Genomic DNA, 26,572 nt, shown 5'->3' on the forward strand with positions numbered 1-26,572 from the left:
AACTGCGTGGTCTTGTCGTTTTTTTTTCCGTTCCTCCCCCGGGTCGGTGTGCGCCTCCCCCCCCCCCCCCCCCCACCACCGGCTTATCCGCTTACGGTCGTCCCCTGCGTGTCGCCGGATCAACGGCGTCCGCCCACAAGGGAGATCGGGGGTGTGCTCGTGCGGATCGGACTGCTTACGGACGGTGGGTATCCGTATGCGACGGGTGAGTCCAGGCTCTGGTGCGACCGGCTCGTGCGCGGGCTCGCCCCGTATGAGTTCGACCTCTACGCGCTGAGCCGGAGCGCGGGCCAGGAGAGCCGGGGGTGGATAGAACTGCCGCCCCAGGTACGGCGGGTGCGCACCGCGCCGCTCTGGGGACCGGCCGAGGGCGGCCGTCGTCACGGACGGCGTGACCGGCGCCGGTTCGCGGCGCACTTCACGGAGCTGACCGCCGCGCTCTGCACCGCGCGCACCGACGACGCGACCGCCTCCGACAGGTTCGCGGCGGGGCTCTACGGACTCGCCGATCTCGCCAGGGAGCGCGGCGGGCTGCCGGCGGCCCTGCGCTCGGAAGCCGCCGTGCGGCTGCTGGAGGCCGCCTGCCGCACCCCCGGCGCGCGCCGGAGCGTGCACACCGCGTCCGTGCCCGATTTCCTGGCCTTCGCCGATCAGCTGGAGCGCGCTCTGCGCCCCCTCTCGCTCGACTGGTACGAGGACGACGGGCTCGCCGGGGCCGATCTCTGCCATGCCGCGTCCGGGGGCCCGGCCGCGCTGTCCGGGCTGTTGGCCAAACGCTTCTTCGGGGTACCTCTGCTCGTCACGGAGTACGGCGTACGGCTGCGCGCGCACTACCTCGCCGCCGGCGGCGCTCCGGAGGCGGGCGCGCCGGGGGACGAGCCGGGGTGCGCGCCGGAGGACGGGGCGACGGCCGAGTCGGGGAGCGTGCCGGGGGGCGCGCATGACGCGCCGGTGCGCGCCCTGCTCGCGGCCTTCCAGGGGCGGCTGGCCGCCGAGGTCTACCGGCAGGCGGGCGTCATCACCTCCGGAAACGCCCATGCCAGGCGCTGGCAGGAGCGGTGCGGCGCCGACCGCGCGAAGCTGCGTACGGTCCACCCCGGGATGGCGGCGGCGCGGTTCGCGTCGGTCCGTGAGGCGGCGGAGGATCACGGCGGCGGCGATCCGCGCACCCTCGTCTGGGTGGGCAGGATCGAGCCCGCCAAGGACCTGATCTCGCTGCTGCACGCCTTCGCGGAGATCCGCAGGGCGGCGCCGGGCGCGCGCCTGCGGATCGTCGGTGCTCCGGCGCGGGGCCCCGAAGCCGCCGCGTATCTCACCCACTGCCGGGGGCTGGCCGCCCAGCTCTTCCCGGACGAGGCGGCCGACGCGCATGCCATCGGCGACAACCCCGTCTCCTTCGAGGAGATCGGCGGCCCCGAGGCGCCCGCGCTCACCGACGTCTATGCGGCGGCCGGCCTGGTCGTGCTCTCCAGCGTCGCCGAGGGCTTTCCGATCAGCCTGGTCGAGGCGATGTTCTGCGGACGCGCGACGGTCTCCACGGACGTCGGGGCGGTCGTCGAGGTCATCGGCGGTACGGGGCTCGTCGTGCCCCCGCGCAATCCGCGGGCGCTCGCGGACGCCTGTATCGCGCTGCTCCGCGACCCCGCGCGCCGGGCGCGGCTGGGCGCGGCGGCGCGCGCCCGCGCGGGCGAACTCTTCACCGTCGAGCAGAACCTCGCGGCCTACCGCGCGCTCTATCTGGAACTGATCTCGCACGCCCCGGTCCGGCGCGCGGCCGACGCCGTGGACGCGGACGGGGAGCCGCTGCCCTTCGCCCACCCGGCCGAGACGTATGTGCCCGGCCGCTGGACCGGCGGTCTTTCGGGGCTGCCGCGGCGTACGCCGAGCTGGGCGAGCCCGGCCGCGCGTGCCAAGCGCGGCGGGCGGGCCGAGCGCCCCGCGCGCGACGGGCGTGGCGAGCGCGGCGGGCGCGACGGGCAGGCCGGGCCGGTGGGGGCGTACGCCGGAGCGGGGGAACGCGATGTCTGACCGAGGCGCCGCCCGTACGACGAGCGCGGCCACTCCTGCCCCGGCCATGGCGGCCACCCCGGCCCCCGCCGGCCCGGGGCCCTGGGATTCCCGCTCCCGGGCCCTCCTGCCCGGCGAGCCCCCGTCCGAGGCGCCCGCCGCCCCCGCTGCCTGCGCCGCGCCCGCCGCGCCCGCCGCACCCCTCGCGCACACCGGGAGGCCCGCCGCCCGCCGGGGCCCCGCCGATCCCGTCAAGGCGCTCCTGCACCGGCACCGTGAGCTGTGCGCGCGGGCCGTCGACCCGCTGGAGATCGCCGCCGGCCTGGAGGCGCACGGCATCACCGACCGGACCGCCGCCCGCTTCCGCCACCGTGATGTCTTCTCGCTGGCCGAGGAGTTGTACGCGCGCGCCCCGCGCACCACCGCCGACGGGATCTCCGAGCCCCGCCCCCCGGAGGCGCGCACCGCCGACGCGCGCCCCCCATGGGCCGGCCCGTCCGGCTGGGGCCGGTGGACGGCCCTCGCGCTGCTGCCCGGCGCCGTCTGCTCCCTCACCCTGCTCGGGCTCGACCACACCGGCGGACAGCGGCGCCTCGCGATAGGCCTGGCAGGAGCACTCGCGCTGGCCGGCGCGCTCTCCGCCTGTCTGCGCCGGGGACCGCTGCGCGCCGAAGGCCGTACCCACCCCGCCACCAGCCCCTGCGTGTACGGGCTGCTCGCCTGTCTGCTGTGCGGCGAGGGGCTGCTGGCCGCGCTGGTCAGCGGCGGTCCCGACGGACCCTGGCCCGCGTCCCCGGCGCTCCTCGTCGCTCCGGCCTTCGCCGTCCTCCCCGCCGCCTGGTGCGCCCATCTCTTCTCCGCGGGGGCCCGGCGCGGACTCGCGGGCAGCCGCGCGCTCGCCGACTTCGCCGCCGTCGCGCGCCCCCTGCTGCTCACGCTCGTAGGGCTGTTCGCCGTGGCCCTGACCGGTCTGTATCTGCTCGCCGCCGCCGTCTTCGGTGCCGCCGTCTCCGGTGAGGAGAACGGCGGCGCGCACGGCGCACTCGCCGCCACTCCGGGCGGCGCACTCGCGCCCACCGTCGCGCTCGGCACGCTGCTCCTGCTCGCCCGGCTGCTCACGGTCCACGGCTTCCCCGGAGCCGCCGCCGCCGGACTCGTCGCCGCCTGCGCCGTGGAGCTCCTGTCCTGCGCGTCCGTACTCGCGGGCCGCCTGCCCGGCTGTGAAGCCCTCGCCGTCCCCGTACGCGCCCTGGCCGAGACCTGGGGCGCGGCAGCCGTACCCGCCCTCGCCTGCGGAGCCGCCGCGCTCGCACTCCTCGCCCATGCCACCGTCGCCCTCTCGCGGGCGTCGGCGCACACCTGAGCCCTCAGCACCACCTTGTGAAGGAGAAGCCAGAGATGACTCCCCAATCCCGAACACGGGCCGTGGCACCGGCCCCCGCACCGGCCTGTCGGCACAGGGGGGCCGCGCGATGAGGGTCCTGCTGCTCGGTGCCAACGGTTTTCTCGGCCGCTTCGTGGCCGACCGGCTGCTCGCCGACCCCGCCGTCCACCTCACCGCGCTCGGCCGGGGCGACGACGCCGATGTGCGGTTCGATCTCGCGGGCGGCAGCCCGGGAGCCCTCACCCGGTTCCTGGACGCCGTCCACCCCGGGGTCATCATCAACTGCGCCGGAGCCACCCGTGGCGGCGCGCGCGAGCTGACCCGGCACAACACGGTCGCCGTCGCCACGGTCTGCGAGGCCCTGCGCCGCAGCCGCTGCGGCGCTCGGCTCGTCCAGCTCGGCTGCGCCTCCGAGTACGGCCCGTCCCAGCCCGGCTCGTCGACCGCCGAGGACGCCGTACCGCGCCCCGGCGGCCCGTACGGCGTGAGCAAGCTCGCCGCGTCCGAGCTGGTGCTGGGGTCCGGGCTCGACGCGATCGTGCTCCGGGTGTTCTCGCCCGTGGGCCCCGGCACCCCCGCGGGCTCCCCGCTCGGCCGGCTCGCCGAGGCGATGCGCCGCGCCATGCAGTCCGGCGACGGCGAGCTGAAGCTCGGCGGCCTGGGCGTGCAGCGCGACTTCGTCGACGTACGCGATGTGGCGCGCGCCGTGCACGCCGCCTCGCTCTCCGCCGCGCAGGGCGTCGTCAACATCGGCACCGGACGCGCGGTGAGACTGCGCGACGCCGCCGCCGTACTGGCACGGGTCGCGGGGTACGCGGGCGCCCTCCACGAACTGGACCTGCCGTCGGGGCCGATGCGGGCCGGCCACGCCACCGTCGGCGCCCCCCGGGGCGAAACGCCGCCGGAACACCTGGGCGCGGGCCCGTTCCCGTACCCCGACGGCTGCGGCAGCTGGCAGCAGGCCGATGTACGGACCGCCCGCGACCGGCTCGGCTGGCGGCCCCGGATCAATCTGGAGGAGTCACTCGCCGATATCTGGATGGAGGCGGCGTGCCGTATCTGACCAGACCCGGCGGCCGGCTCTCCGCCACCGAGGAGGGCCGGCTCGGCATCGGCGTTCCCGGGTACGCGCATCCGCTGCTCGCCCCGGTCGAGTGGGCCGAACTGACCCGGCCGGGAACCCCGCTGCACTGGGCCGTCCTCAATGTCGCGAACGGCCCGGGCGACCGCCCCGATCCGCACTGTCTGGCGGCGGCGGGCCGGCTCACCAACGCGGGGTCCCGCGTGCTCGGGCACCTCGATCTGGCGTACGGCACCCGCCCCGCCGGGGAGCTGGTCGCCGAAGCGCGGCGGTTCTCCGACTGGTACCGCGTCGACGGCTTCTTCCTCGACCGCTGCCCGGCGGGCCGCGCCGACCTGCCCGCGACACGGCGGACGACGGCGGCCCTCGGCGCGCTGCTCGACGGCGGGTTCCTCGTCCTGGGCCACGGGGTCCATCCGTACCCCGGATACGCGGAGGCCGCCGACCAGTTGGTGACCTTCCGCGGCCCGTGGGCGGAGTACCGCTGGTCGCAGGCGGCCGCGTGGACGGCGGACCACCCGCCGGAGCGCTTCGCCCATCTCGTCCACGGGGTGCCGCGCGGCCATCTGGCGGAGGCGGTGCGGATCGCCCGCTGGCAGGGCGCGGGCACGATCTTCTTCACCGACCGTACGGAGCGGAGCGACGGGGGTCCCGGGGGCGGCCCGGCCGCGCGCAACGGGTCATTCGAGACACTGCCCGGCTTCTGGGACGAAATCGTCTCGCGAGTCGGACCGGGTGTCTCGGAATGAGAAGGGCCGTGGCAGTGTTACAGGCAGAACAACCGTACTGATTGACCGGCCAACCCCCTTGTTGAGGTCCCTGTGTCGCTGCCACCCCTGGTCGAGCCCGCTGCCGAGCTCACCGTCGACGAGGTCCGCAGGTACTCCCGTCATCTGATCATCCCGGACGTCGGGATGGACGGGCAGAAGCGGCTGAAGAACGCGAAGGTGCTGTGTGTGGGTGCCGGTGGCCTCGGCTCCCCGGCTCTGATGTACCTGGCCGCGGCCGGTGTCGGCACGCTCGGCATCGTGGAGTTCGACGAGGTCGACGAGTCGAACCTGCAGCGCCAGATCATCCACAGCCAGGCCGACATCGGCCGGTCCAAGGCCGCGTCCGCGCGTGACTCCGTCCTCGGGATCAACCCGTACGTGAACGTGATCCTTCACGAGGAGCGGCTCGAGGCCGAGAACGTGATGGACATCTTCTCGCAGTACGACCTGATCGTGGACGGCACGGACAACTTCGCCACCCGCTATCTGGTCAATGACGCCTGCGTGCTGCTGAACAAGCCGTACGTCTGGGGTTCGATCTACCGCTTCGACGGCCAGGCCAGCGTGTTCTGGTCCGAGCACGGCCCCTGCTACCGCTGCCTCTACCCGGAGCCGCCGCCCCCCGGCATGGTTCCCTCCTGCGCCGAGGGCGGCGTGCTGGGTGTGCTCTGCGCGTCCATCGGCTCCATCCAGGTCACCGAAGCGATCAAGGTCCTCGCGGGTGTCGGCGAGCCGCTGGTCGGCCGGCTGATGATCTACGACGCCCTGGAGATGCAGTACCGCCAGGTCAAGGTCCGCAAGGACCCCGACTGCGCGGTCTGCGGCGAGAACCCCACCGTCACCGAACTCATCGACTACGAAGCCTTCTGCGGCGTCGTGTCCGAGGAGGCCCAGGAGGCGGCGGCCGGCTCGACGATCACTCCCAAGCAGCTCAAGGAGTGGATCGACGAGAAGGAGAACATCGAGATCATCGATGTGCGCGAGCCGAACGAGTACGAGATCGTCTCGATCCCCGGCGCCAAGCTGATCCCGAAGAACGAGTTCCTGATGGGCACGGCCCTGGAGAGCCTGCCGCAGGACAAGAAGATCGTCCTGCACTGCAAGACGGGTGTCCGCAGTGCGGAAGTCCTCGCGGTGCTGAAGTCGGCGGGTTTCTCGGACGCGGTGCACGTCGGCGGCGGAGTCATCGGCTGGGTCAACCAGATCGAGCCGGAGAAGCCGGTCTACTGAGACCCCGGTCTGCTGAGACCGGGCGCTTCGATACGAACGGAGGGGCCGACGTGCGTACGTCGGCCCCTCCGTCATGCCTGGGCCCTCCGCATGCGCGGGCCCGTCGTCATGCGCGGGCCCTCCGTCACGCGCGGGCCCTTCGCCGGTCCGCTAGGAGCAGCTGGTCCCGGCCGCCGGGACCGTGCCGTGCAGGAAGTAGTCGTCCACCGCGCCGGTGATACAGCGGTTGCCGGTGGTGTACGCGCCATGGCCCTCGCCCTCGAAGGTGAGCAGGACCCCGACCCCGTCGCCCAGCTCCTCCACCATCCGCCGCGCACCCTCGTACGGCGTCGCCGGATCGCCCTTGCCGCCGACCACCAGGATCGGCGCCGCGCCCGGCGCCGACACCTCCGGTGTCTCGTGCTCGCCGGCCACCGGCCAGCCGGCACACCAGCCGGCCAGATCCCAGGCCAGGAACGGGCCGAAGACCGGCGACACCTTCCGGAAGTCCGCCAGCAGCCGCGACGTGACCTCAGCGGCGGTGACACGTCCCTTGGTGTCCGCGCAGGAGATGGCGCGCTGCGAGTGCTGCGCCGTGCCGTAGCGGCCCTGCGCGTCGCGGTTGTTGTACGAGTCGGCCAGCCGGAGCAGCCCGCTGCCGTCGCCGCCCTCGGCCGCGTCCAGCGCGTCGGTCAGATACGGCCAGCTGTCCTCGCTGTAGAGCGGGGTGATGATGCCGGTGAGCGCGAGGCTCTCGGTGAGCCTGCGCCCCGTACCCGTCGGCAGCGGCTCGCGGTCGAGCCGGTCGAGCAGCCGCACCACCCGCGCGGTGCCCGCCTGCGCGCTGACGCCCCGGCTCTTGTAGTAGTTCTCCAGGGCGCGCTGGAAGCCGAGGGCCTGGTTGCGGGAGTGCCCCACATAGTCGGCCGTCGGATCGACGACCGCGTCCAGGGTGAACCGGCCGACCTTCGCCGGGAACAAGTGGGCGTAGACACCGCCCAGTTCGGTGCCGTACGAGAAGCCCAGATAGTTGAGTGTGTCGTCACCGAGGACCTGGCGCATCAGATCCATGTCACGGGCCGCGTTGGTCGTGCCGAAATGGGGCAGCAGCGACCCGGAGCGGCGCGCGCAGTCCGCGCCGAAGGCCGCGGAGTCATCGAGGAAGGTCTTCTGCTCGGCCGGGGTGTCGGGGGTCGCGTCGATACGGAAGGACTTCTCCGTCTGCCGGTCGTTCCGGCACACCACACCGGCGCTCTCCGCCACCCCGCGCGGGTCGAAGCCGACCAGGTCGTAGCGGGTTTGGAGCGCGCTGAACGAGTCGCCGAAGGCGGGGAGTGCGGCCACCCCCGAGCCGCCGGGGCCGCCGAAGTTGAACAGGAGCGAGCCGATCCGGCCGGCCCTGTCCTTGGCCTCGGAACGGATCAGGGCGATCCCTATCGTCTCGGCGGCCGGTGCGCGGTAGTCGAGCGGCGCACGCATCGTGGCGCACTTCCAGCCGGCGCCGGGGGCCTTCGCCGCGCTGCCCCGCGCCTTCCGCGGCGCCTCGCAGCGCTTCCAGTCGAGCCGTTGACCGGTGAGCGAGGCGGGTATTCCGGGCAGATCGGCGGAGTCCGGCGTGGCGCCGGCGGCGGCCGGGGCGGGCGCGGCGGCCGAGGAGGGAGGGGCCGCCTTCGCGTCGGGCGGGGGGTCCTCCGTACCCCTCCCGCACCCGGTGACGGTCAGCAGGAGTGACACCGTGAGCAGGGCGGATATCCGTGTACGGCGAGACATGGCGTCATTCAATCCGCTCCGGCGGACAAGGACAACCGAAGCCGGCCGGGCGCGTCAGCGGCAGACCGTGCCCGCCGCCGGCACCTTTCCGTTCAGCAGATAACCGTTCACCGCCCCCTGGACGCAGGGGTTCCCGCTGTCGTACGAGCCGTGTCCCTGGCCGTGGTACGTGATTTCCGTGCCGACGCCCTTGCCCAGCGCGTCGGCCATCGCCCTGGCGCCCGCGTACGGGGTCGCCGGGTCACCGGTGTTGCCGACGATCAGGATCGGGGCCGAGCCCTTCGCGCTGACATCGGGGGTGGACCACTGCCCCGGCACCGGCCACTTGGTACAGCTCATGATCCCCCAGCCCAGGAACTCCCCGAAGACCGGCGATGCCTTGCGGAACTCCGGCAGCTTCGCCTCGGTCTGCGCCACGGTGTAGCGCTCCTTGGAATCGGCGCAGTTGATGGCCACGTTGGCGGCCTGGAGATTGCTGTATCTGCCGTACTGGTCACGGCCGTTCATCGAGTCGGAGAGTGCGAGCAGCAGCGCGCCGTTGCCGCCGTCGGCCTCGTCGAGCCCCTGTTCCAGATACGGCCAGAACTCCTTCGAGTAGAGCGCCTGGGCGATGCCGTTGGTGGCCTGTGTCTGGGTCAGCTCGCGGCTGCCGATGCCCGGGATCGGCCGCTTGTCGAGCCGCGCGAGCAGCGTGGTGATGAACCCCTCGATCTGCTTCGGGGTGGTGCCGGGCAGCGCGCAGGCGTCGCCGCGCGCGATGCAGTCCTTCTCGAAGTTGTTCAGCGCGAGCTGGAAGCCCTTGGCCTGGCCGAGCGAGCCCTGTTCGGAGTTCTGGGTCGGGTCGACGACGGCGTCGAAGACCGCCCGGCCGACGGACTTCGGATAGAGATGGGCGTAGACGCCGCCCAGTTCGGTGCCGTACGAGATGCCGAAGTAGTAGAGCTTGCTGTCGCCGAGGACCTTGCGCATCAGTTCCATGTCGCGGGCGGCGTTGGTCGTACCGACATACGGAAGCGAGCGGCCGGAGTTCTTCTCGCAGGCGGCGGCGAAGCCGGCGAGCCCATTGGTGAAGGTCTTCACCTCGGCGGGGGTGTCGGGGGTGGCGTCCTTGGCGAAGTACGCGTCGAGCTGCCGGTCGTCCTCGCACTTCACGCCGTCGCTGTCGCCGACCCCGCGCGGGTCGAAGCTGACCAGGTCGTAGCGGGCGCGGAGCTTCTCGTAGTCCTGGGCGAAGGCGGGCAGTCCGGTGATGCCGGAGCCGCCGGGGCCGCCGAAGTTGAAGATGAGCGAGCCGATGCGGTGCTTCTGGTCGCGGGCCTTGGCCCGGATCAGCGCCAGATCGATCGTGTCGCCGTCCGGCTTGGCGTAGTCGAGCGGCGCCTTCATGAAGGAGCACTCCCACTGGGCGCCGCCCGGCAGTGGGGAGGGCGCCGTACCGCCGCCCTCCGCGACCGACGGGGCCTTGCACGCCTTCCATGTCAGCCGCTGGGTCGCCAGGTCCTTGGGCCGGTCCGTGCTCCGGGTGTTCCCGCCGTGGGAGCTGCCCGGTGAAGAGGCCCCGTTGTCGCCGGAGCATCCCGTGGCGGCCAGCAGGGCGGCGGCGGTGACAGCGGCCAGGGCCGGGGCGCGCCGCACGGAGAGGACGGACAGGACGGACAGGACGGACGGGGCAGACGTGGCGGATGTGGCGGATGTGGCGGATGTGGCGGATGTGGCGGACGGCACGGAGACGGTGGACGCGGGGGAGCGTGACATGGACCCATCGTGCGCCCCGGCGGCATGGGCCGCTCGGGGCCGCGGTCCATGCGGGTGGCGGCGGGGCGGCCGGGCCGGGGACCTCCAAGGGCGGAGGTCTACGGGCGTGCGGGTCTACGGGCGTGCGGGTCTACGCGCCCGTGGGTCTACGGGCGTGCGGGTCTACGCGCCCGTGGGTCTACAGCGCTCCCTTGCGCGTGAGGTGACTGAAGCTCAGCCAGCCGGGCAGCACGGGCAGCCACAGCGTCAGCAGCCGGTAGAGCAGCACGGCCGGCGCGGCGACCTCCTTCGGCAGTCCGACCGCCAGCAGACCCAGCGTCAGCGCGCCCTCGACCGCGCCCACACCGCCCGGCGTCGGCGCGGCCGAGCCCAGCGCGTTGCCCGCCAGGAAGACCACCGCGATGCTCGCGTAGCTGAGCTGCTGGTTGCCGTTGTCGAACGCCCGGATCGAGGCGTCCAGACACATCACGAACACACCCGTCAGCAGCAGCATCCCGCCGATGCCGGTGAGCAGCTTCAGCGGCCGCTGGAGTACGTCGAGCATGCGGGGCACCACCCCGGCGAACAGGGAGCGCAGCCGCGTCACGACGAACTTCCGCAGGAACGGGATCGCGGTCACGACCAGCACCAGCACCGCGACCGTCAGCAGCCCCGCGATCACCGTCCTGGACGGGGTGAGCGACGCCGACTTCTCCGTACCGGTGAGATAGCCGAAGGACAGCAGCAGCAGGATGTGCGCGCCGAGCCCGAAGAGCTGCGAGGCGCCGACACTGGCGACGGCGAGCCCCGGGCGTACCCCCGCGCGCTGGAGGAAGCGCGTGTTCAGCGCCACACCGCCGACGGCGGCAGGGGTGACGATCTTGACGAAGGAGCCGGCGACCTGCGCGACGACCGTACGCCGGAAGGGCACCCGTTCCGGTACGAAGCCCAGCAGGCTCATCGCCGCCGCGACATAACTGAGCGCCGAGAACGCCACGGCCGCGGCCACCCAGCCCCAGTGCGCCTGGCTGATGACCGAGCCGAAGTCCACCTGCGTGATGGTGGTGAGCAGGAAGTACGCGGCGACGGCCCCGGCGATGAAGCTGAGCAGCGTACGGGGCTTGATCCGCTCCAGCCGGACCGGCTCGACCGGCGCCTGCGGCCTGATCCGCAGCACCTGCTTGCGCATCTGGGAGAGCAGATCCTCCTCGCGCGCCTCGTCGAGAGCCTCGTCTATGGCCCGTTTCTCCGCCTGTTTCTCCGCGCGCAGGGATCTTCGTACCGCCTTGCGGTCACCGTCCAGGGCGGTGGCCTCCGCCACCTTGGCGCGCTTGTTCGCCTCGGACGCCTGGAGCACGGCCTCGCGCTCGCGCTGTGACCGCTCGCGGGCGAGCCGGCGCAGCGTCGCGCGGGTGGAGCGGCTGAGCGCGATCGGCTGGAGCAGCGGCAGACAGTCGGCGATGGCGTCGGGGCCGAGGACCTCGACCGCCGCGGCCACCGAACGCTCCGCGCCCACCCGCAGCCCCATCGTGGTGAGCAGCTGGGCGGTGTCCATGCGCAGCACGAGATCGCCCGCGGCGATCTCGCCGCCGCGCAGCTCGGTGAGGATCACCTTGCCGGAGCGGTCCACCAGCAGCGCGTCGCCGGTGAGCCTGCGGTGCGCGATCCGGCGCGACTGGAGCGCCTTGACCTGGCGCCAGGCCCCCCGTACCAGCTCGTCGGTGATCTCCTCGTCCGGCAGCGAGTCCAGGGACCGGCCGCCCAGGTGCTCGTACACGAGCATGACGGCGTCGGGGCCCAGCTCCGAGGTGGCGATCAGCTTGGGGGCGTTGGCCCCGGCGGCGATCGCCGCGTACGCGAGCAGTGCTTCCTGTTCGAGCGCCTGGCGCAGGGAGGGGATGGACCGGCGGGTGGTGATGGAGCGCAGCGTCAGCTGCCGCCAGACCCGGTAGAAGAAGCCCTGCGCCTGCTGTTCGCGGTCGACGACGGTGACATCGAGCGGCGGGCCGTCCTCCAGGGAGACGAGATAGCGGCGGCCCCGGTCGCCCTGCTCGGCGGAGTCGGCGACATCCTCGGCGCGCATCGCGCTGACCGGGCGGAAACCGACATGGCGCAGACCCGCCATCAGGGTCTGCCCGGTGGGACGTACGTTGGGCGAGCCGACCGTGTAGAGGGTGCCGTACGCGACGCTCCAGCCGATCAGTACGGTCAGGATGATCGAGAACGGTGTGGTGTAGCCCGCGACGAGCATCGCGAAGGCGTCGAGCAGCAGCACCACCCACAGCACGACCCTCCACCGGGGTCTGCGCGCCATTCCGACGGCCGTCATATACGCGATGACGGGCGCCAGATAGCCATGGACGGGATCGGTGAGCCCGGCGCCCGCCTGGGGGCGGGTCAGCGCGTCCTGGATCGACTCCGGGGCGGCCCTGGCGACCCAGAGGTCGATGGCGAGGGTGACGCCATGCGCCAGGACGGCGGCGAGCACGCCGTCGGCGATCCGTAGTCCGTCGCGTTTGATCAGCCGTTCGATCGCGAAGGCGACCGGGACGAGGAGCACGGCGATGCTCGACACCAGCCCGGCCACCTTGACCATCAGGTCGGGGGCCTGGCCCGTGCCCTTGCTGATGTCCTGTTCGAGACCGGAGGTCGTGCCGTGGGCGAAGGCGGAGAGCCCGAGGACGAGGGCGATGGCCAGGACGCCGATGAGCAGCCGCAGCAGATCGGAGGGGCGGTGGACGCGGGCCGAGAGCAGCGGCTCGTCGCCGGAGACGCGGTCGGCACGGGTGGCGCCGGTGTCCCCGGTGCCTCCGGTGTCGCCGGGCCGGCCGTCCGGACCGGTGTTCTGTTCCGCGTCCGGGCGCGACTCAGCGCCAGAGGTGGGCGTCGCCGCCGCAGGCCGCACGTCCCGCTCCTCCGTCGAATCCGTCTCTTCTTGATCTCGTATCACCAGTCACCGCCCGGATGATGGTGGCACGAGCAGCCGACAGACGGGGGCATCAGGGTGCATTGCGGGGACCGGGGGCGCGCGAGATACGTCCCTTTGTGTGCGTACGTACATACGGTGACCGCCCGTACGCGCTCCGATGTCCGGTCGCGGCCGGGCCGCCGGGCCGGGCGGGGCTGTCGGTGGGGTGCGGCAGGATGGACCGGATGAGGAGCGAGGAGTCCCGCGGCGCGAACGCGGACGTGCCCGACGAGGTGGCGCGGCTGCCCGACTACGCGGAGCGCGTGCTGGACGTGGCGGAGCTGATCCCGCCCGGCCGGGTCATGACCTACGGCGATGTCGCGGAGTGGCTCGGCGAGGGCGGACCGCGCCAGGTCGGCCGGGCGATGGCGCTCTACGGCGGCGCCGTGCCGTGGTGGCGCGTGGTCAGGTCCGACGGCGTGCTGCTGCCCGGACACGAACTGCGCGCCCTGGGCCACTACCGCGAGGAGGGCACGCCCCTGCGTCAGGCCCCGCGGAGCGCGGAGGGGCATGTGCCGCGTCTGGATATGAGGCGGGCGCGCTGGGACGGCGCGGACGCGGGCGAGGACGAGGGGGCTCACAGATGACAGCTTCCGCCATTCGGGCGTGCGAAAGGTGGTCCGCCGCCCTCGCGGCTGCCCGGAAGGACGACCGAGCGAAGCGCGGCACCGAGCGCCCCGCCGAACCGGTCGCCGCGGGTGGAGCGGAGCGTACGCGTCCCGGTCGCCCGACGGCGTAGCGTCACCGGCACGCGCCATCCGCGCCCCGGCCGGGGGACGGGCCACCATCAGCGCCCCCGCCACCGTCACCACCAGCACCTTCTCCAGGACCGGCGAACCACGTGAGCTCCTCCTCTTCCACCGGGCGTACCCCGCACCGTCGGGTACGGCAGCGGACTCCGGGCGCGTACCGACTGGTGCGTACCCCGCCGGTCCCGGTGGACCCTCCTTGGCTGGACGCAGCGCAGCGCGGGGTGGTTGACCATGAGACCGGACCGTTGCTCGTGCTCGCCGGACCCGGTACGGGCAAGACGACGACGCTGGTGGAGTCGGTCGCCGCACGCGTCGGCCGGGGCGCCGACCCCGAACGGATCCTGGTGCTGACCTTCAGCCGCAAGGCCGCCGTGGAGCTGCGCGACCGGATGGCGGTCAGGCTCGGCGGCCGGCGCGCCCCGCAGGCGACCACCTTCCACTCCTTCTGCTACGCCCTCCTCCGCGCCCATCAGGAGGCCGAACTCTTCACCGAACCTCTACGGCTGCTCTCCGGTCCCGAGCAGGACGTCGCCGTACGCGATCTCCTCGCGGGCCAGCTCGATCTGGAGCGCGCGGGGCGCGGGCGCGTCCGGTGGCCGGACGAACTGCGGGCGTGTCTCACCACACGCGGCTTCGCCGACGAGGTACGCGCCGTGCTCGCCCGCAGCCGTGAACTGGGCCTCGGCCCCGACGCGCTGGCCGCGTTCGCGCGGCGCACGGGCCGTCCTGACTGGTCGGCGGCGGCGGCCTTCCTCGCCGAATATCTGGACAACCTGGATATGCAGGGGGTGCTCGACTACGCGGAGCTGGTCCATCGCGCGGTGCTGCTCGCGGACCGCCCCGAGGTCGGGGCGCGGCTGACGGAACGGTACGACGCGGTGTTCGTCGACGAGTACCAGGACACCGACCCGGCGCAGGTCAGGCTGTTGCGCGCGCTGGCGGGCCGGGGGCGCACGCTGGTCGCCTTCGGCGATCCGGACCAGTCGATCTACGCCTTCCGGGGCGCCGATGTGAACGGCATCCTCGACTTCCCGTACGCCTTCCCGCGCCCGGACGGCCGCCCGGCGCCGGTGGAGGTCCTCACCACCTCCCGGCGCTCCGGCGATCAACTGCTGGCGGCGACCCGGCTGCTGACCCGCCGTATGCCGCTTCCCCGGCTGCCCGCCGAGAAGGTACGGACGCACCGCGAGCCGGCGGCGGTGCGCACGGGCGGCAGGGTCGAGACGTATACGTTCCCGACGCCGTCGACGGAGCTGGACAACATCGCGGACATCCTGCGCCGCGCGCATCTGGAGGACGGCGTTCCGTGGCGCGACATGGCGGTGCTGGTGCGCGCGGGCGGCCGTACGATCCCGTCGATCCGGCGCGCGCTGACCTCGGCGGGTGTGCCCCTGGAGATCGACGGTGACGATCTTCCCCTGCGCCATGAACCGGCGGTGGCCCCGCTGCTGACGGCGCTGCGAGCGGTGGCGGAGGCGGCGATCGGCCGGCCGTCGCGGGGTGTGGCGGGCGAGGACGTACGGGGAGAGGGCGTACGGGGGGAGGACGTACGGGCGGAGGGCGTACGAGGGGAGGGCGCACGGGGGGAGGGCGTACGAAGGGAAAGCGCGGCGCCTGACGGCGACCGGCCCCCGGCGGAGCCGGCCCCGGCCGAGCCCGCCACCGCCTCCGCGGCTCCCGTCACCTCCTGGCTCGATGCCGAGACGGCTCTCACTCTCCTCACCTCCCCCCTCGGCGGTATGGACGCCGCCGATCTGCGCCGGCTCGGGCGGGCGCTGCGCGACGAGGAGCGGGCCGGCGGGAACCGCGTGCCCGCCCCGTCGGACGCGCTGCTCACGCGGGCGCTCGCCGAGCCCGAGCGGCTGCTGGCGCACGACCCGGCGTACGCCCGTGGCGCCCAGCGGCTCGGCGCGCTGCTGCGCACGGCGCGCGAACTGCTCGAAGGCGGCGGCACCGCCGAGGAGGCGCTCTGGGAGCTGTGGGACGGCACCCCCTGGCCGGGCCGGCTCGAACGCTCCGCGCTGCGCGGCGGCGCGGGCGGCCGTAACGCCGACCGCGATCTCGACGCCGTGTGCGCCCTCTTCGACGCCGCCGCGCGCGCGGAGGAGCGCACCGGCGGCCGGGGCGCGCTGAACTTCCTGGAAGAGCTCGACGCCCAGGACATCGCCGCCGACACGCTCAGCCGCAAGGCCGTACGCCCCGACGCCGTACGGCTGATGACGGCGCACCGCTCGAAGGGGCTCGAATGGCGCCTCGTCGTCGTCGCCGGTGTGCAGGAAGGGCTCTGGCCCGACCTGCGGCGGCGCGGCTCCCTCCTGGAGGCGGACAGGATCGGCCGCGACGGACTGGCCGAGCCGCTTTCCCCCGGCGCGCTTCTCACGGAGGAGCGCAGGCTGTTCTACGTGGCCGCGACCCGCGCCCGCGACCGGCTGGTCGTGACCGCGGTCAAGGCCCCGGCCGACGACGGTGACCAGCCCTCGCGCTTCCTCGCCGAACTCGGCGTGGAACCCAGGGACATCACCGGCCGCCCCCGCCGCCCGCTCGCCGTCGCCGCGCTCGTCGCCGAACTGCGCGCCACCACGGTCGACCCGGCGGCGTCCCCGGCGCTCCGTGACGCCGCCGCCCGCCGGCTCGCCCGGCTCGCGGCGCTCGGCGACGAGGACGGCCAGGCGCTCGTCCCGGCCGCGCATCCGCACCGCTGGTGGGGCCTGTACGAGCCGACCCGCAGCACGGTCCCGTTGCGCGACCGGGACCAGCCCGTCGCGCTCTCCGGCAGCGCCCTCGACCAACTGGCGAACACCTGCGCGCTCCAGTGGTTCCTGGGACGCGAGGTGAAGGCGGACGCGCCCGCCACCGCGGCCCAGGGGTTCGGCAACGTCGTCCATGTGCTGGCCGACGAGGTGGCCTCCGGCCGTACCCCCGCCGATCTCGACGTCCTCATGGAGCGGCTGGACTCCGTATGGGACGCGCTCGCCTTCGACGCCCCCTGGAAGTCCCAGCAGGAGAAGACGCAGGCGAGGGTCGCGCTCGAACGTTTCCTGCGCTGGCACGTCATGGACCGCGGCCGTACGCCCGCCGCCACGGAGCACGGATTCGACGTGACCCTCGAAGCGGGCGCGTACGAGGTACGCATCCGCGGCTCCATGGACCGCGTCGAGAAGGACGCGGAAGGCCGCGCCTATGTCGTCGACTTCAAGACCGGGAAGCAGGCCCCGACGAAGGACGAGGTCGCCCACCACCCCCAGCTCGCCGTCTATCAGCTGGCGGTACGCGAAGGCGCGCTCGACGAGATCTTCGACGGCCGCCGCCCGGAGCCGGGCGGCGCGGAACTCGTACAGCTGCGCCAGGCCGCGCCGAAGAAGGAGGGCGGCGAGGAACTCCCCAAGGTCCAGGCCCAGGAGCCACTGGCGGGGGAGTGGGTGGGCGAACTCCTGACGACGGCGGCCGGCCGCGTACTCGACGAACGCTTCACCCCGACCACGGGCCAGCACTGCGGCCACTGCGCGTTCCGCGCGTCGTGCAGCGCGCAGCCGGAGGGGCAGCAGGTCGTGGAGTGAGCCGGGCCGCTCGCGCCGGAGCCCGGCCACCGCGACGACGGCCGCCGGGCGTTGTCAGTGGTGGCCGATAGCCTCTCTGAGGTGTCCGTACATCTCGCCGATCCCGAGCAGCTCAAGGAGCTTCTCGGGATCCCCTTCACCCCGGAGCAGACGGCCTGCATCACCGCGCCGCCCGCCCCGCAGGTCATCGTGGCCGGGGCCGGTTCCGGGAAGACGACGGTGATGGCCGCCCGGGTGGTGTGGCTGGTGGGCAGCGGACAGGTCGCCCCCGAGCAGGTCCTCGGGCTGACGTTCACCAACAAGGCCGCGGGCGAGCTGGCCGAGCGGGTGCGCACGGCGCTCGTACGGGCCGGAGTGACCGACCCCGACGTCATCGACCCCGAGCACCCTCCCGGCGAGCCCAGCATCTCCACGTACCACGCCTTCGCGGGCCGGCTGCTCACCGACCACGGTCTGCGGATCGGACTGGAGCCGACCGCCCGGCTGCTCGCGGACGCCACCCGCTTCCAGCTCGCCGCGCGAGTGCTGCGGGACGCGCCGGGACCGTATCCGGCCCTGACCAAGACACTTCCCGCGCTGGTCAGCGATCTGCTCGCGCTCGACGCCGAGTTGGCCGAGCATCTTGTCGGGCCCGCGCGGCTCGGCGCGTACGACACCGATTTGCTGCGCGCCCTGGAGGGCGCGAGACTCAGCAACGCCGAGCTGCGCAAGGTCCCGGAGACCGCCGTCGCCCGCGGTGAACTGCTCGAACTCGTCGGGCGCTACCGCGCCGCCAAGAGCTCCCGCGATCTCCTCGACTTCGGCGACCAGATCGCCCTCTCCGCCCAGCTCGCCACCACCCGCCCCGAGGTCGGTGCCCTCCTCCGGGACGAGTTCCGGGTCGTCCTGCTCGACGAGTACCAGGACACGTCGGTCGCCCAGCGGCTCCTGCTCTCCGGCCTCTTCGGCGGCGGTACGGGACACGCGGTCACCGCGGTCGGCGACCCCTGCCAGGCGATCTATGGCTGGCGCGGTGCCTCCGTCGCCAATCTGGACGACTTCCCGGCCCACTTCCCGTACGCCGACGGCCGCCCGGCCGCCCGCTTCTCCCTCAGTGAGAACCGCCGCAGCGGCGGCCGTCTCCTGGACCTCGCCAACGGCCTCGCGGAACCGCTGCGCGCGATGCACGAAGGCGTGGAGGCCCTGCGTCCGGCGCCCGGCGCCGAGCGCGACGGCGTGGTGCGCTGCGCGCTGCTGCGTACGCACGCGGAGGAGATCGACTGGCTCGCCGACTCGATCGCCCATCTGGTGCGTACGGGCAAGGAGCCCGCCGAGATCGCCGTGCTGTGCCGTACGGCCGGGGACTTCCCGGAGATCCAGGGCGCCCTGGTGGCCCGCGACGTGCCCGTCGAGGTCGTCGGCCTGTCGGGGTTGCTCCATCTCCCCGAGGTGGCCGACCTCGTGGCGATGTGCGAGGTCCTCCAGGACCCCGGCGCCAACGCCTCCCTCGTACGGCTGCTCACCGGACCCCGCTGGCGCATCGGCCCGCGCGATCTGGCGCTGCTCGGCCGCCGGGCGCGGCTGCTGGTCCACCGGGGTGCGGGCGCCGACGGGGACGACGACCCCGACGCGCGGCTGGCCGCGGCGGTCGAGGGCACCGACCCCGCCGAGGTGATCTCGCTCGCCGACGCCCTGGACACCTTCCTGGAGTCGGCGGGCGCACCGGAGGACGGACTGCCCTTCTCCGCCGCCGCCCGGGTCCGGTTCGCCCGGCTCGCCACCGAACTGCGCGAGCTGCGCCGGTCGCTCGCGGACCCCCTGATGGACGTCCTGCACCGCGTCCTGGCCACGACCGGCCTTGAGGTCGAGCTCTCCGCCTCCCCGCACGCGCTGGCCGCCCGCCGCCGCGAGACGCTGGGCAACTTCCTCGACATAGCCGCGTCGTTCGCCTCGCTCGACGGCGAGGCCGGGCTGCTGGCCTTCCTGGGGTTCCTGCGGACGGCCGCGCAGTACGAGAAGGGCCTGGACAACGCCCTGCCCGGCGGCGAGAACACGGTGAAGGTCCTCACCGCCCACAAGTCCAAGGGTCTGGAGTGGGATGTCGTCGCCGTGCCGGGGCTGGTCACCGGGCAGTTCCCCAACGGCAAGGCACGCGAGGCCTGGACGTCCCAGCCGAAGGTCCTCCCGCACGCGCTGCGCGGTGACGCGCCGACGCTGCCGGAGATCACGTCCTGGGACGCGAAGGGGCTCAAGTCCTTCAAGGAGGCCATGAAGGCGCACCAGCACACCGAAGAGCTGCGCCTCGGCTATGTCACCTTCACCCGCCCGCGTTCGCTGCTGCTCGGCTCGGGCCACTGGTGGGGGCCCACGCAGAAGCGCCCGAGGGGCCCGTCCGATTTTCTGCACGCGCTGTACGACCACTGCGCGGCGGGCTTCGGCGAGATCGAGGCGTGGGCGGACGAACCGGAGGAGTCGGAGGACAACCCGGCGCTGCGGACGGAGGGCGTCTCCCACGCCTGGCCGCTTCCGTTGGACGGGCCGTCCCTGACCCGCCGGCGCGCGGCGGCGGACACGGTGCTGACGTATCTGGAGGAGCTGGGGAGCGAGGGAGGGGCGGCGGCCGAGCCGGCGGAGCCGGCCGGTCCGGATGAGCCCGCGGAGCCGGCAGAGCCCGGCGATCCGGAGCTGTACGGGCCGGAGTCGTACGGGCCGGAGCTGTACGGGCCGGAGTCGTACGGGCCGGACCCGGCCGAGCCGTCCGATGCCGACTCCTTCGACGCGGACCCGTTCGACAGCGAGTCGATGGACGCCGACCCCTTCGACGCCGACCCCTTCGACGCCGACCCCTTCGACGCGGATCCCTTCGATGCCGACCTGTCCGGCGCGGATCTGTCCGGCGCGGATCTGTACGGCGCGGATCTGCCGGGCGGTGACCTTCCGGGCGCGGATCCGTCCGACTGGGACGCCTGGACGACCGCCCGCGCCGCCGAAGGCCCCGCCTCCGCCGCCGAAGGCCCCTCCGCCGCTCCCGTCTCCGTCTCCGCCGACTCCCCGGCAGCCGTCCCCCGCCCCCGGCAGCCAGGGGGGACCCCGGCCGCCCGCCCCCGCCTCACCCCCGAGGAGAGCCGCACCCTCGCCTCCTGGGACCGCGATCTCGACGCCCTCGCCGGTGAGCTGCGCCGCGCCCGCGCCACCGTCCGCGAGGTCCCCGTACCGCCGTCGCTCTCCGCCTCCCAGCTGCTGCGGCTCGCCGCCGACCCCGACGGCTTCGCCCAGGAGCTGGCCCGGCCCATGCCGCGCCCGCCGCGCCCGGCCGCCCGCAGGGGCACGCGGTTCCATGCCTGGGTGGAGTCGCGGTTCGAGGAGCTGCCGCTCCCGATGCTCGGCCCCGACGAGCTGCCCGGCGGCGAGGACGACGAGCCGGAGATCGCGGACGAACGCGATCTGGCCGCGCTCAAGGAGGCGTTCGAGCTCACGCCGTACGCCCGGCGCACGCCGTACCGCGTGGAGGAGCCGTTCCAGCTCACCCTCGCCGGCCGGGTGATCCGGGGCCGTATCGACGCCGTCTACCGCCATGCCGAGGCCGATCCCGCGACCGGCGCGGAGACCTTCGCCTACGAGATCGTCGACTGGAAGACCGGCCGCGCCGGGACCGCGGACCCCCTCCAGCTCGCCGTCTACCGGCTCGCCTGGGCCGAGCGGCACGGCCTCCCGCCGGCCGCGGTCACGGCCACCTTCCTGTATGTGAGGACGGGGGAGGTCGTCCGCCCGGAGCGTCTTCCCGGCCGCCCCGAGCTGGAACGGCTCCTCACCGAAGCCCCGGAGTCCCCCGACGGGACCGCTCCCGAGTCCCCGGACGGGACCGCCCCGGAAGCGACGCACGGGACCCGGGACACCCCCACGGAAGAGCGATCCTCACAACCGGCAGACGGGACCGCCCTCTGAGCCCGTTAGGCTCGACGCATGAGCGACACCCCGGACAGCGTCGTCCGTACGTACATCCAGACCCACCGCGCCGCCTTCCTCGCCGACCTCGCCGACTGGCTGCGCATCCCCTCCGTATCCGCCCACCCCGACCACGACGCTGACGTGCGGCGCAGTGCCGACTGGCTTGCCGCGAAGCTCAGGGAGACCGGCTTCCCGGTCACCGAGATCTGGGACACCCCGGGCGCCCCCGCCGTCTTCGCGGAGTGGCCCTCCGAGGACCCGGACGCCCCGACCGTGCTGGTCTACGGTCACCATGACGTCCAGCCCGCCGCCCGCGAGGACGGCTGGCACACCGACCCCTTCGAGCCGGTCGTACGGGACGGCCGTATGTACGCGCGGGGCGCCGCGGACGACAAGGGGCAGGTGTTCTTCCACACACTCGGCGTACGGGCCCATCTCGCCGCCACCGGCCGCACCACACCGGCCGTCCACCTCAAGCTGCTCGTCGAGGGCGAGGAGGAATCGGGCTCCCCGCACTTCCGCGCGCTGGCCGAGGAGCGGGCCGGCCGTCTCGCCGCCGATGTCGTGATCGTCTCGGACACGGGCATGTGGTCGGCGGACACCCCGACCGTCTGCACCGGTATGCGCGGGCTCGCCGACTGCGAGATCGAGCTGTACGGCCCCGACCAGGACATCCACTCCGGCTCCTTCGGCGGAGCCGTCCCGAACCCGGCCACCGTCGCCGCGCGCCTCGTCGCGGCCCTGCACGACGAGCACGAGCGCGTCACGGTCCCCGGCTTCTACGACGGGGTGGCCGAACTGACCGAGGCCGAGCGCGCCCTGATCGCGGAGCTGCCCTTCGACGAGGAGGAGTGGCTGCGTACGGCGACATCGCACGGCACCCTCGGCGAGGCGGGCTTCTCCACGCTGGAGCGGATCTGGGCGCGTCCGACCGCCGAGGTCAACGGCATCGGCGGGGGCTATCAGGGCCCCGGCGGCAAGACGATCATCCCGTCCTCCGCACAGCTGAAGCTCTCGTTCCGGCTGGTCGCGGGCCAGGACCCGGACCGTATCGAGCGGTCCGTACGCGACTGGGCCGAGGCCAGGATCCCGGTCGGCATCCGTCACAAGATCAGCTTCGGCGCGGCCACGCGTCCCTGTCTGACCCCGCTGGACCATCCCGCGCTCCAGTCCGTCGTACGGGCCATGGGGCGCGCCTTCGGCCAGAAGATCCGCTTCACCCGGGAGGGCGGTTCGGGACCGGCCGCCGACCTCCAGGACGTGCTGGGCGCCCCGGTGCTCTTCCTGGGCATCTCCGTACCGTCCGACGGCTGGCACGCGCCGAACGAGAAGGTCGAACTCGACCTGCTCCTCAAAGGCGTGGAGACCACCGCCCACCTCTGGAGCGAGCTGGGTACCGCCCCCGGGCCCGGGACAGGACCCGCGCGTTGACCGCCCCGCTCGCCTCCGCCGCACACTCCGCTGATCAGAAACCCAATCCATCCGGGGGAGTTGGAAGTACCTGTGAGCACGCTCAGCAGTGACGCCACCGCACACCGACCCATCGGCCTCACCGCCCCCAGCGGTATCGACCGCGCGGCACACCACCGTCTCGACGAGGCCTGGCTGGCGGCTGCCTGGAGCCATCCGACGACCCGCGTCTTCGTGGTGTCGGGCGGCCAGGTGCTGATCGACGACACCCCTGACGGGCGGACCGAACTGGTCATGACCCCGGCCTTCGAGGCGCCCCTCACCGAGACCCACCGCTACTTCCTCGGCACGGACGAGGACGGCGTCCGCTATTTCGCGCTCCAGAAGGACTCGCTGCCGGGACGGATGGACCAGTCGGCGCGGCCCGCGGGGCTGCGCGAGGCCGGGATGCTGCTCTCCGCGCGCGACGCCGGCCTGATGGTGCACGCGGTGGCGCTGGAGAACTGGCAGCGGCTGCACCGGTTCTGCTCCCGCTGCGGCGAACGCACCGTGATCGCGGCGGCCGGCCATATCCGCCGCTGCCAGGCCTGCGGCGCCGAGCACTATCCGCGTACCGACCCCGCGGTGATCATGCTCGTCACCGACGAGGAGGACCGCGCGCTGCTGGGCCGCCAGGTCCACTGGCCCGAGGGCCGTTTCTCCACGCTGGCGGGCTTCGTGGAGCCGGGCGAGTCGATCGAGACGTCAGTGGCCCGTGAGGTCTACGAGGAGGCGGGTGTCACCGTCGGCGAGGTCGAGTACATCGCCAGCCAGCCGTGGCCGTTCCCGTCGAGTCTGATGCTGGGCTTCATCGCGCGCGCCACGTCCTCGGACATCACGGTGGACGGCGAGGAGATCGAGGAGGCGCGCTGGTTCTCCCGGGAGGACCTGCGGACGGCGATCGAGACGGGCGAGATCCTTCCTCCCGTCGGCATCTCGATCGCCGCCCGGCTGGTGGAGCTCTGGTACGGCAAGCCCCTGCCGAAGCCGCTGCCCCGGCTCTGAGTTCCCGCAGGTCCGGGACTCACACGACGCGAGCCCCCCGCCCGGTCTCCCGGTGGGGGGCTCGCGTCACAGATGTCCCGGACCCGCCCGTCCCGGGGCGCGTGTCCGCGCCCTCACGCCGTCCGCGACGTCGGAAGCCGTCCGCGACCTCAGACGCCGACCTTCTGCTTGACCTGGGCCAGCGAGGGGTTCGTCAGCGTGGAGCCGTCGGGGAACAGCACGGTCGGCACCGTCTGGTTGCCGCCGTTCGCCTTCTCGACGAAGGCCGCCGACTCCGGGTCCTGCTCGATGTTGATCTCGGTGTACGCGATGCCCTCACGGTCCATCTGGCCCTTGAGCCGACGGCAGTATCCGCACCACGTGGTGCTGTACATCGTCACAGTGCCCGGCATGTCTCTCGGCTCCTCTGCCTCGACAGTGCGGATATTCCGCTGGTTGCGTCGCCCGCATTCTCTCGAACGTGCACGACCCGGCCACCATTCCCGTATGCCGTACGGCCATCCCCGGCCGTCGCCGTCCACCCACAGGACCGGTCGTACGAACGCATCAGTACGACCGATGTGGCACCCCTGTGGACAACCGCCGCAGCTGTCCCGGGGGACCTGGCAGCATGGCGGGGTGACATCAGCAACGCACTCCTCACTGTTCCCGCGGGAATCCGACGGCGGCCAGATCGTGACCCCGCCGCGCGACGCCGACGCGGTGCTCGACGGGCTCGACCCCGAGCAGCGCGAGGTGGCGACGGCCCTGCACGGTCCGGTGTGCGTGCTGGCGGGGGCCGGCACGGGCAAGACGCGCGCGATCACGCACCGGATCGCGTACGGCGTGCGCGCGGGGATCCTCCAGCCCGCGAGCGTGCTGGCCGTCACGTTCACCAACCGTGCCGCGGGCGAGATGCGCGGGCGGCTGCGCCAGCTCGGCGCGGGCGGTGTGCAGGCGCGTACGTTCCACTCGGCGGCGCTGCGCCAGCTCCAGTTCTTCTGGCCCAAGGCGGTCGGCGGAGAGCTGCCGCGGCTGCTGGACCGCAAGGTGCAGCTGGTCGCCGAGTCCGCGGCCCGCTGCCGGATCCGGCTCGACCGCAATGAACTGCGCGACGTCACCGGCGAGATCGAGTGGGCGAAGGTGACCCAGACCGTGCCGGCCGACTATCCGGCCGCCGTGGCCAAGTCCTCCCGCGAGGCCCCGCGCGACGCGGCCGAGATCGGCCAGATCTACGGGCTGTACGAGCAGCTGAAGCGCGAGCGCTCGGTGATCGACTTCGAGGACGTCCTGCTGCTCACGGTCGGCATCCTCCAGGACCGCCATGACATCGCCGACCAGATCCGCCGTCAGTACCAGCACTTCGTGGTGGACGAGTACCAGGACGTCAGTCCGCTCCAGCAGCGGCTGCTCGACCTGTGGCTGGGGGACCGGGAGAGCCTCTGTGTGGTCGGTGACGCCAGCCAGACCATCTACTCCTTCACCGGCGCCACCCCGGACCACCTGCTGAACTTCCGCACCCGGCATCCGGGCGCCACCGTCGTGAAGCTGGTCCGTGACTACCGCTCCACGCCGCAGGTGGTCCATCTCGCCAACAGCCTGCTCAACCAGGCGCGCGGCCGGGCCGCCGAGCACCGGCTCGAACTGATCTCGCAGCGCGAGCCGGGCCCCGAGCCGGTGTGCGCGGAGTACACGGACGAGCCCGCCGAGGCCGAGGGCACCGCCCGCCGGATCCGCGATCTGATCGCCGCGGGCGTGCCGGCCGGCGAGATCGCGGTGCTGTACCGGATCAACGCCCAGTCGGAGGTCTACGAACAGGCCCTCGCCGACGCGGGTGTGCCCTACCAGCTGCGCGGCGCCGAGCGGTTCTTCGAACGCCAGGAGGTACGGGAAGCGGGCGCCGCGCTGCGCGGCGCGGCCCGCTTCGGGGGCAACGACTCCCTGCTCGACGATGTGGTCGAGCTGCCGTCGCAGGTGCGGGCGGTGCTCTCCACGAAGGGGTGGACCACCGAACCTCCGGCGGGCTCGGGCGCCGTCCGTGACCGCTGGGAGTCGCTGGCCGCTCTCGTCCGGCTCGCCGAGGACTTCGTACGGGCCAAGCCGTCGGCGACGCTCGCCGATCTGGTGGCCGAGCTGGACGAGCGCGCGGCCGCGCAGCACGCGCCGACCGTGCAGGGTGTCACGCTCGCCTCGCTGCACGCGGCGAAGGGCCTGGAGTGGGACGCGGTGTTCCTGGTCGGTCTCACCGAGGGCATGATGCCGATCACCTACGCCAAGACCGACGAGCAGATCGAGGAGGAGCGCAGGCTGCTCTATGTCGGTGTCACCCGGGCGCGCTTGCATCTCTCCCTCTCCTGGGCGCTCTCCCGTTCTCCCGGCGGCCGGGCCTCCCGGCGGGCCACCCGCTTTCTCAACGGGCTGCGGCCGGGCTCCGTGGCCCCGAGTGCCCGGGGCGCGGGGGCGGGCACGGGCGGTTCCGTGGAGCGCGCGGGCGCGGCCCGGCGCAAGCGGCGTGGCCCGGTTCTGTGCCGGGTGTGCCGCAAGACGCTCACGGACGCCGGCGAGATGAAGCTGATGCGCTGCGAGGACTGTCCCTCGGACATGGACGAGGCGCTCTACGAGCGGCTGCGCGACTGGCGCGCCGACCAGGCGCAGCAGCTCAGCCAGCCCGCCTATTGCGTGTTCACCGACAAGACGCTGATGGCCATCGCCGAGGCCGTGCCGGGGAGCGCGGGCGAGCTGGCCGGCATCGCCGGTGTCGGCAGCCGCAAGCTGGACCGGTTCGGAGCCGAGGTACTGGCCATCTGCGCAGGTGAAGAGCGTGCGGAAGCCGATCGGGACAGCTGAGGCAAACTCGACCCGAAAATAGTTTGCGCCCGCCCCAGGAATCCCCATAGGTTCTTAACCACGGAAACAACGGCTTCTCCGAAGCCCTGTTACCGTGCTCTACTTGTCCAGATACGTGTGACGGGCCTTCGGG

At 73.2% G+C, this 26,572-nt stretch carries 15 protein-coding genes; 11 read left to right on the plus strand and 4 right to left on the minus strand.

Features of this window, described 5'->3' with window-relative positions; genetic code table 11:
• Positions 1 to 159: 159 nt before the first annotated feature.
• The 5 genes from ACFRKB_RS04430 to moeZ all read left to right on the plus strand — a co-directional run bounded on the left by ACFRKB_RS04430 (position 160) and on the right by moeZ (position 6,472).
• The gene (locus ACFRKB_RS04430; RefSeq protein ID WP_383103291.1) at positions 160 to 2,028 is read left to right on the plus strand and encodes a DUF3492 domain-containing protein; all 1,869 of its coding nucleotides are present in this window, start codon (positions 160 to 162) and stop codon (positions 2,026 to 2,028) included.
• On the plus strand, positions 2,021 to 3,370 hold the full coding sequence (locus tag ACFRKB_RS04435) for a hypothetical protein (RefSeq protein ID WP_383103187.1): 1,350 nt from the start codon (positions 2,021 to 2,023) through the stop codon (positions 3,368 to 3,370). Before ACFRKB_RS04430 ends, ACFRKB_RS04435 begins: the two co-directional genes overlap by 8 nt.
• A gap of 109 nt (positions 3,371 to 3,479) precedes the next feature.
• Entirely contained in the window at positions 3,480 to 4,454 is a 975-nt protein-coding gene (locus ACFRKB_RS04440; RefSeq protein ID WP_383103188.1) for an NAD-dependent epimerase/dehydratase family protein, read from the plus strand.
• Positions 4,442 to 5,221 (plus strand): spherulation-specific family 4 protein, encoded by a 780-nt coding sequence (locus ACFRKB_RS04445; RefSeq protein ID WP_383103190.1) that lies wholly within the window; start codon positions 4,442 to 4,444, stop codon positions 5,219 to 5,221. Before ACFRKB_RS04440 ends, ACFRKB_RS04445 begins: the two co-directional genes overlap by 13 nt.
• A gap of 72 nt (positions 5,222 to 5,293) precedes the next feature.
• Complete coding sequence (gene moeZ, locus ACFRKB_RS04450; RefSeq protein WP_030352874.1) at positions 5,294 to 6,472, plus strand: adenylyltransferase/sulfurtransferase MoeZ; 1,179 nt, start codon at positions 5,294 to 5,296, stop codon at positions 6,470 to 6,472.
• 150 nt (positions 6,473 to 6,622) lie between these two features.
• Here moeZ and ACFRKB_RS04455 read toward each other — a convergent pair whose 3' ends face one another.
• The 3 genes from ACFRKB_RS04455 to ACFRKB_RS04465 form a co-directional block, all read right to left on the minus strand.
• Positions 6,623 to 8,221, minus strand: a complete 1,599-nt coding sequence (locus ACFRKB_RS04455) for an alpha/beta hydrolase (RefSeq protein ID WP_383103191.1) — start codon at positions 8,219 to 8,221, stop codon at positions 6,623 to 6,625.
• Between the two features lie 54 nt (positions 8,222 to 8,275).
• Positions 8,276 to 9,856: an alpha/beta hydrolase gene (locus ACFRKB_RS04460; RefSeq protein WP_383103292.1), complete on the minus strand. Its 1,581-nt coding sequence runs from the start codon at positions 9,854 to 9,856 to the stop codon at positions 8,276 to 8,278.
• A gap of 298 nt (positions 9,857 to 10,154) precedes the next feature.
• Positions 10,155 to 12,860, minus strand: coding sequence for a lysylphosphatidylglycerol synthase domain-containing protein (locus ACFRKB_RS04465; protein WP_383103192.1), 2,706 nt, complete (start codon positions 12,858 to 12,860; stop codon positions 10,155 to 10,157).
• Between the two features lie 248 nt (positions 12,861 to 13,108).
• Between ACFRKB_RS04465 and ACFRKB_RS04470 the strand changes: the two genes are divergently transcribed.
• From ACFRKB_RS04470 to nudC, 5 genes are all read left to right on the plus strand, one after another.
• Positions 13,109 to 13,510: an MGMT family protein gene (locus ACFRKB_RS04470; protein WP_383103193.1), complete on the plus strand. Its 402-nt coding sequence runs from the start codon at positions 13,109 to 13,111 to the stop codon at positions 13,508 to 13,510.
• Between the two features lie 254 nt (positions 13,511 to 13,764).
• Entirely contained in the window at positions 13,765 to 17,232 is a 3,468-nt protein-coding gene (locus ACFRKB_RS04475) for an ATP-dependent helicase (protein ID WP_383103195.1), read from the plus strand.
• Between the two features lie 81 nt (positions 17,233 to 17,313).
• Positions 17,314 to 21,156 (plus strand): UvrD-helicase domain-containing protein, encoded by a 3,843-nt coding sequence (locus ACFRKB_RS04480; RefSeq protein ID WP_383103196.1) that lies wholly within the window; start codon positions 17,314 to 17,316, stop codon positions 21,154 to 21,156.
• 18 nt (positions 21,157 to 21,174) lie between these two features.
• A complete protein-coding gene (locus ACFRKB_RS04485; protein ID WP_383103197.1) occupies positions 21,175 to 22,590 on the plus strand; it encodes a dipeptidase in 1,416 nt (471 codons plus the stop codon).
• Positions 22,591 to 22,662: 72 nt separating this feature from the next.
• Positions 22,663 to 23,613, plus strand: coding sequence for an NAD(+) diphosphatase (nudC, locus tag ACFRKB_RS04490; protein ID WP_383103199.1), 951 nt, complete (start codon positions 22,663 to 22,665; stop codon positions 23,611 to 23,613).
• A gap of 149 nt (positions 23,614 to 23,762) precedes the next feature.
• Here the strand turns inward: nudC and ACFRKB_RS04495 are convergent, their stop codons facing one another.
• A complete protein-coding gene (locus tag ACFRKB_RS04495) occupies positions 23,763 to 24,005 on the minus strand; it encodes a mycoredoxin (protein WP_249954276.1) in 243 nt (80 codons plus the stop codon).
• 166 nt (positions 24,006 to 24,171) lie between these two features.
• Here ACFRKB_RS04495 and ACFRKB_RS04500 point away from each other — a divergent pair, with 166 nt between their 5' ends.
• Positions 24,172 to 26,439: an ATP-dependent DNA helicase UvrD2 gene (locus ACFRKB_RS04500; protein ID WP_383103200.1), complete on the plus strand. Its 2,268-nt coding sequence runs from the start codon at positions 24,172 to 24,174 to the stop codon at positions 26,437 to 26,439.
• Positions 26,440 to 26,572 lie beyond the last annotated feature (133 nt).

This window comes from Streptomyces scopuliridis (assembly GCF_042790125.1).
GTDB lineage: Bacteria > Actinomycetota > Actinomycetes > Streptomycetales > Streptomycetaceae > Streptomyces > Streptomyces scopuliridis_A.

Excerpts from the sequence above, each read along its gene's own strand:
- ACFRKB_RS04500 (WP_383103200.1), top strand. The coding sequence starts at position 24,172 with ATGTGGCACCCCTGTGGACAACCGCCGCAGCTGTCCCGGGGGACCTGG.
- ACFRKB_RS04485 (WP_383103197.1), top strand. The coding sequence starts at position 21,175 with ATGAGCGACACCCCGGACAGCGTCGTCCGTACGTACATCCAGACCCAC.
- ACFRKB_RS04495 (WP_249954276.1), bottom strand. The coding sequence starts at position 24,005 with ATGCCGGGCACTGTGACGATGTACAGCACCACGTGGTGCGGATACTGC.
- ACFRKB_RS04455 (WP_383103191.1), bottom strand. The coding sequence starts at position 8,221 with ATGTCTCGCCGTACACGGATATCCGCCCTGCTCACGGTGTCACTCCTG.
- ACFRKB_RS04440 (WP_383103188.1), top strand. The coding sequence starts at position 3,480 with ATGAGGGTCCTGCTGCTCGGTGCCAACGGTTTTCTCGGCCGCTTCGTG.
- ACFRKB_RS04435 (WP_383103187.1), top strand. The coding sequence starts at position 2,021 with ATGTCTGACCGAGGCGCCGCCCGTACGACGAGCGCGGCCACTCCTGCC.
- ACFRKB_RS04470 (WP_383103193.1), top strand. The coding sequence starts at position 13,109 with ATGAGGAGCGAGGAGTCCCGCGGCGCGAACGCGGACGTGCCCGACGAG.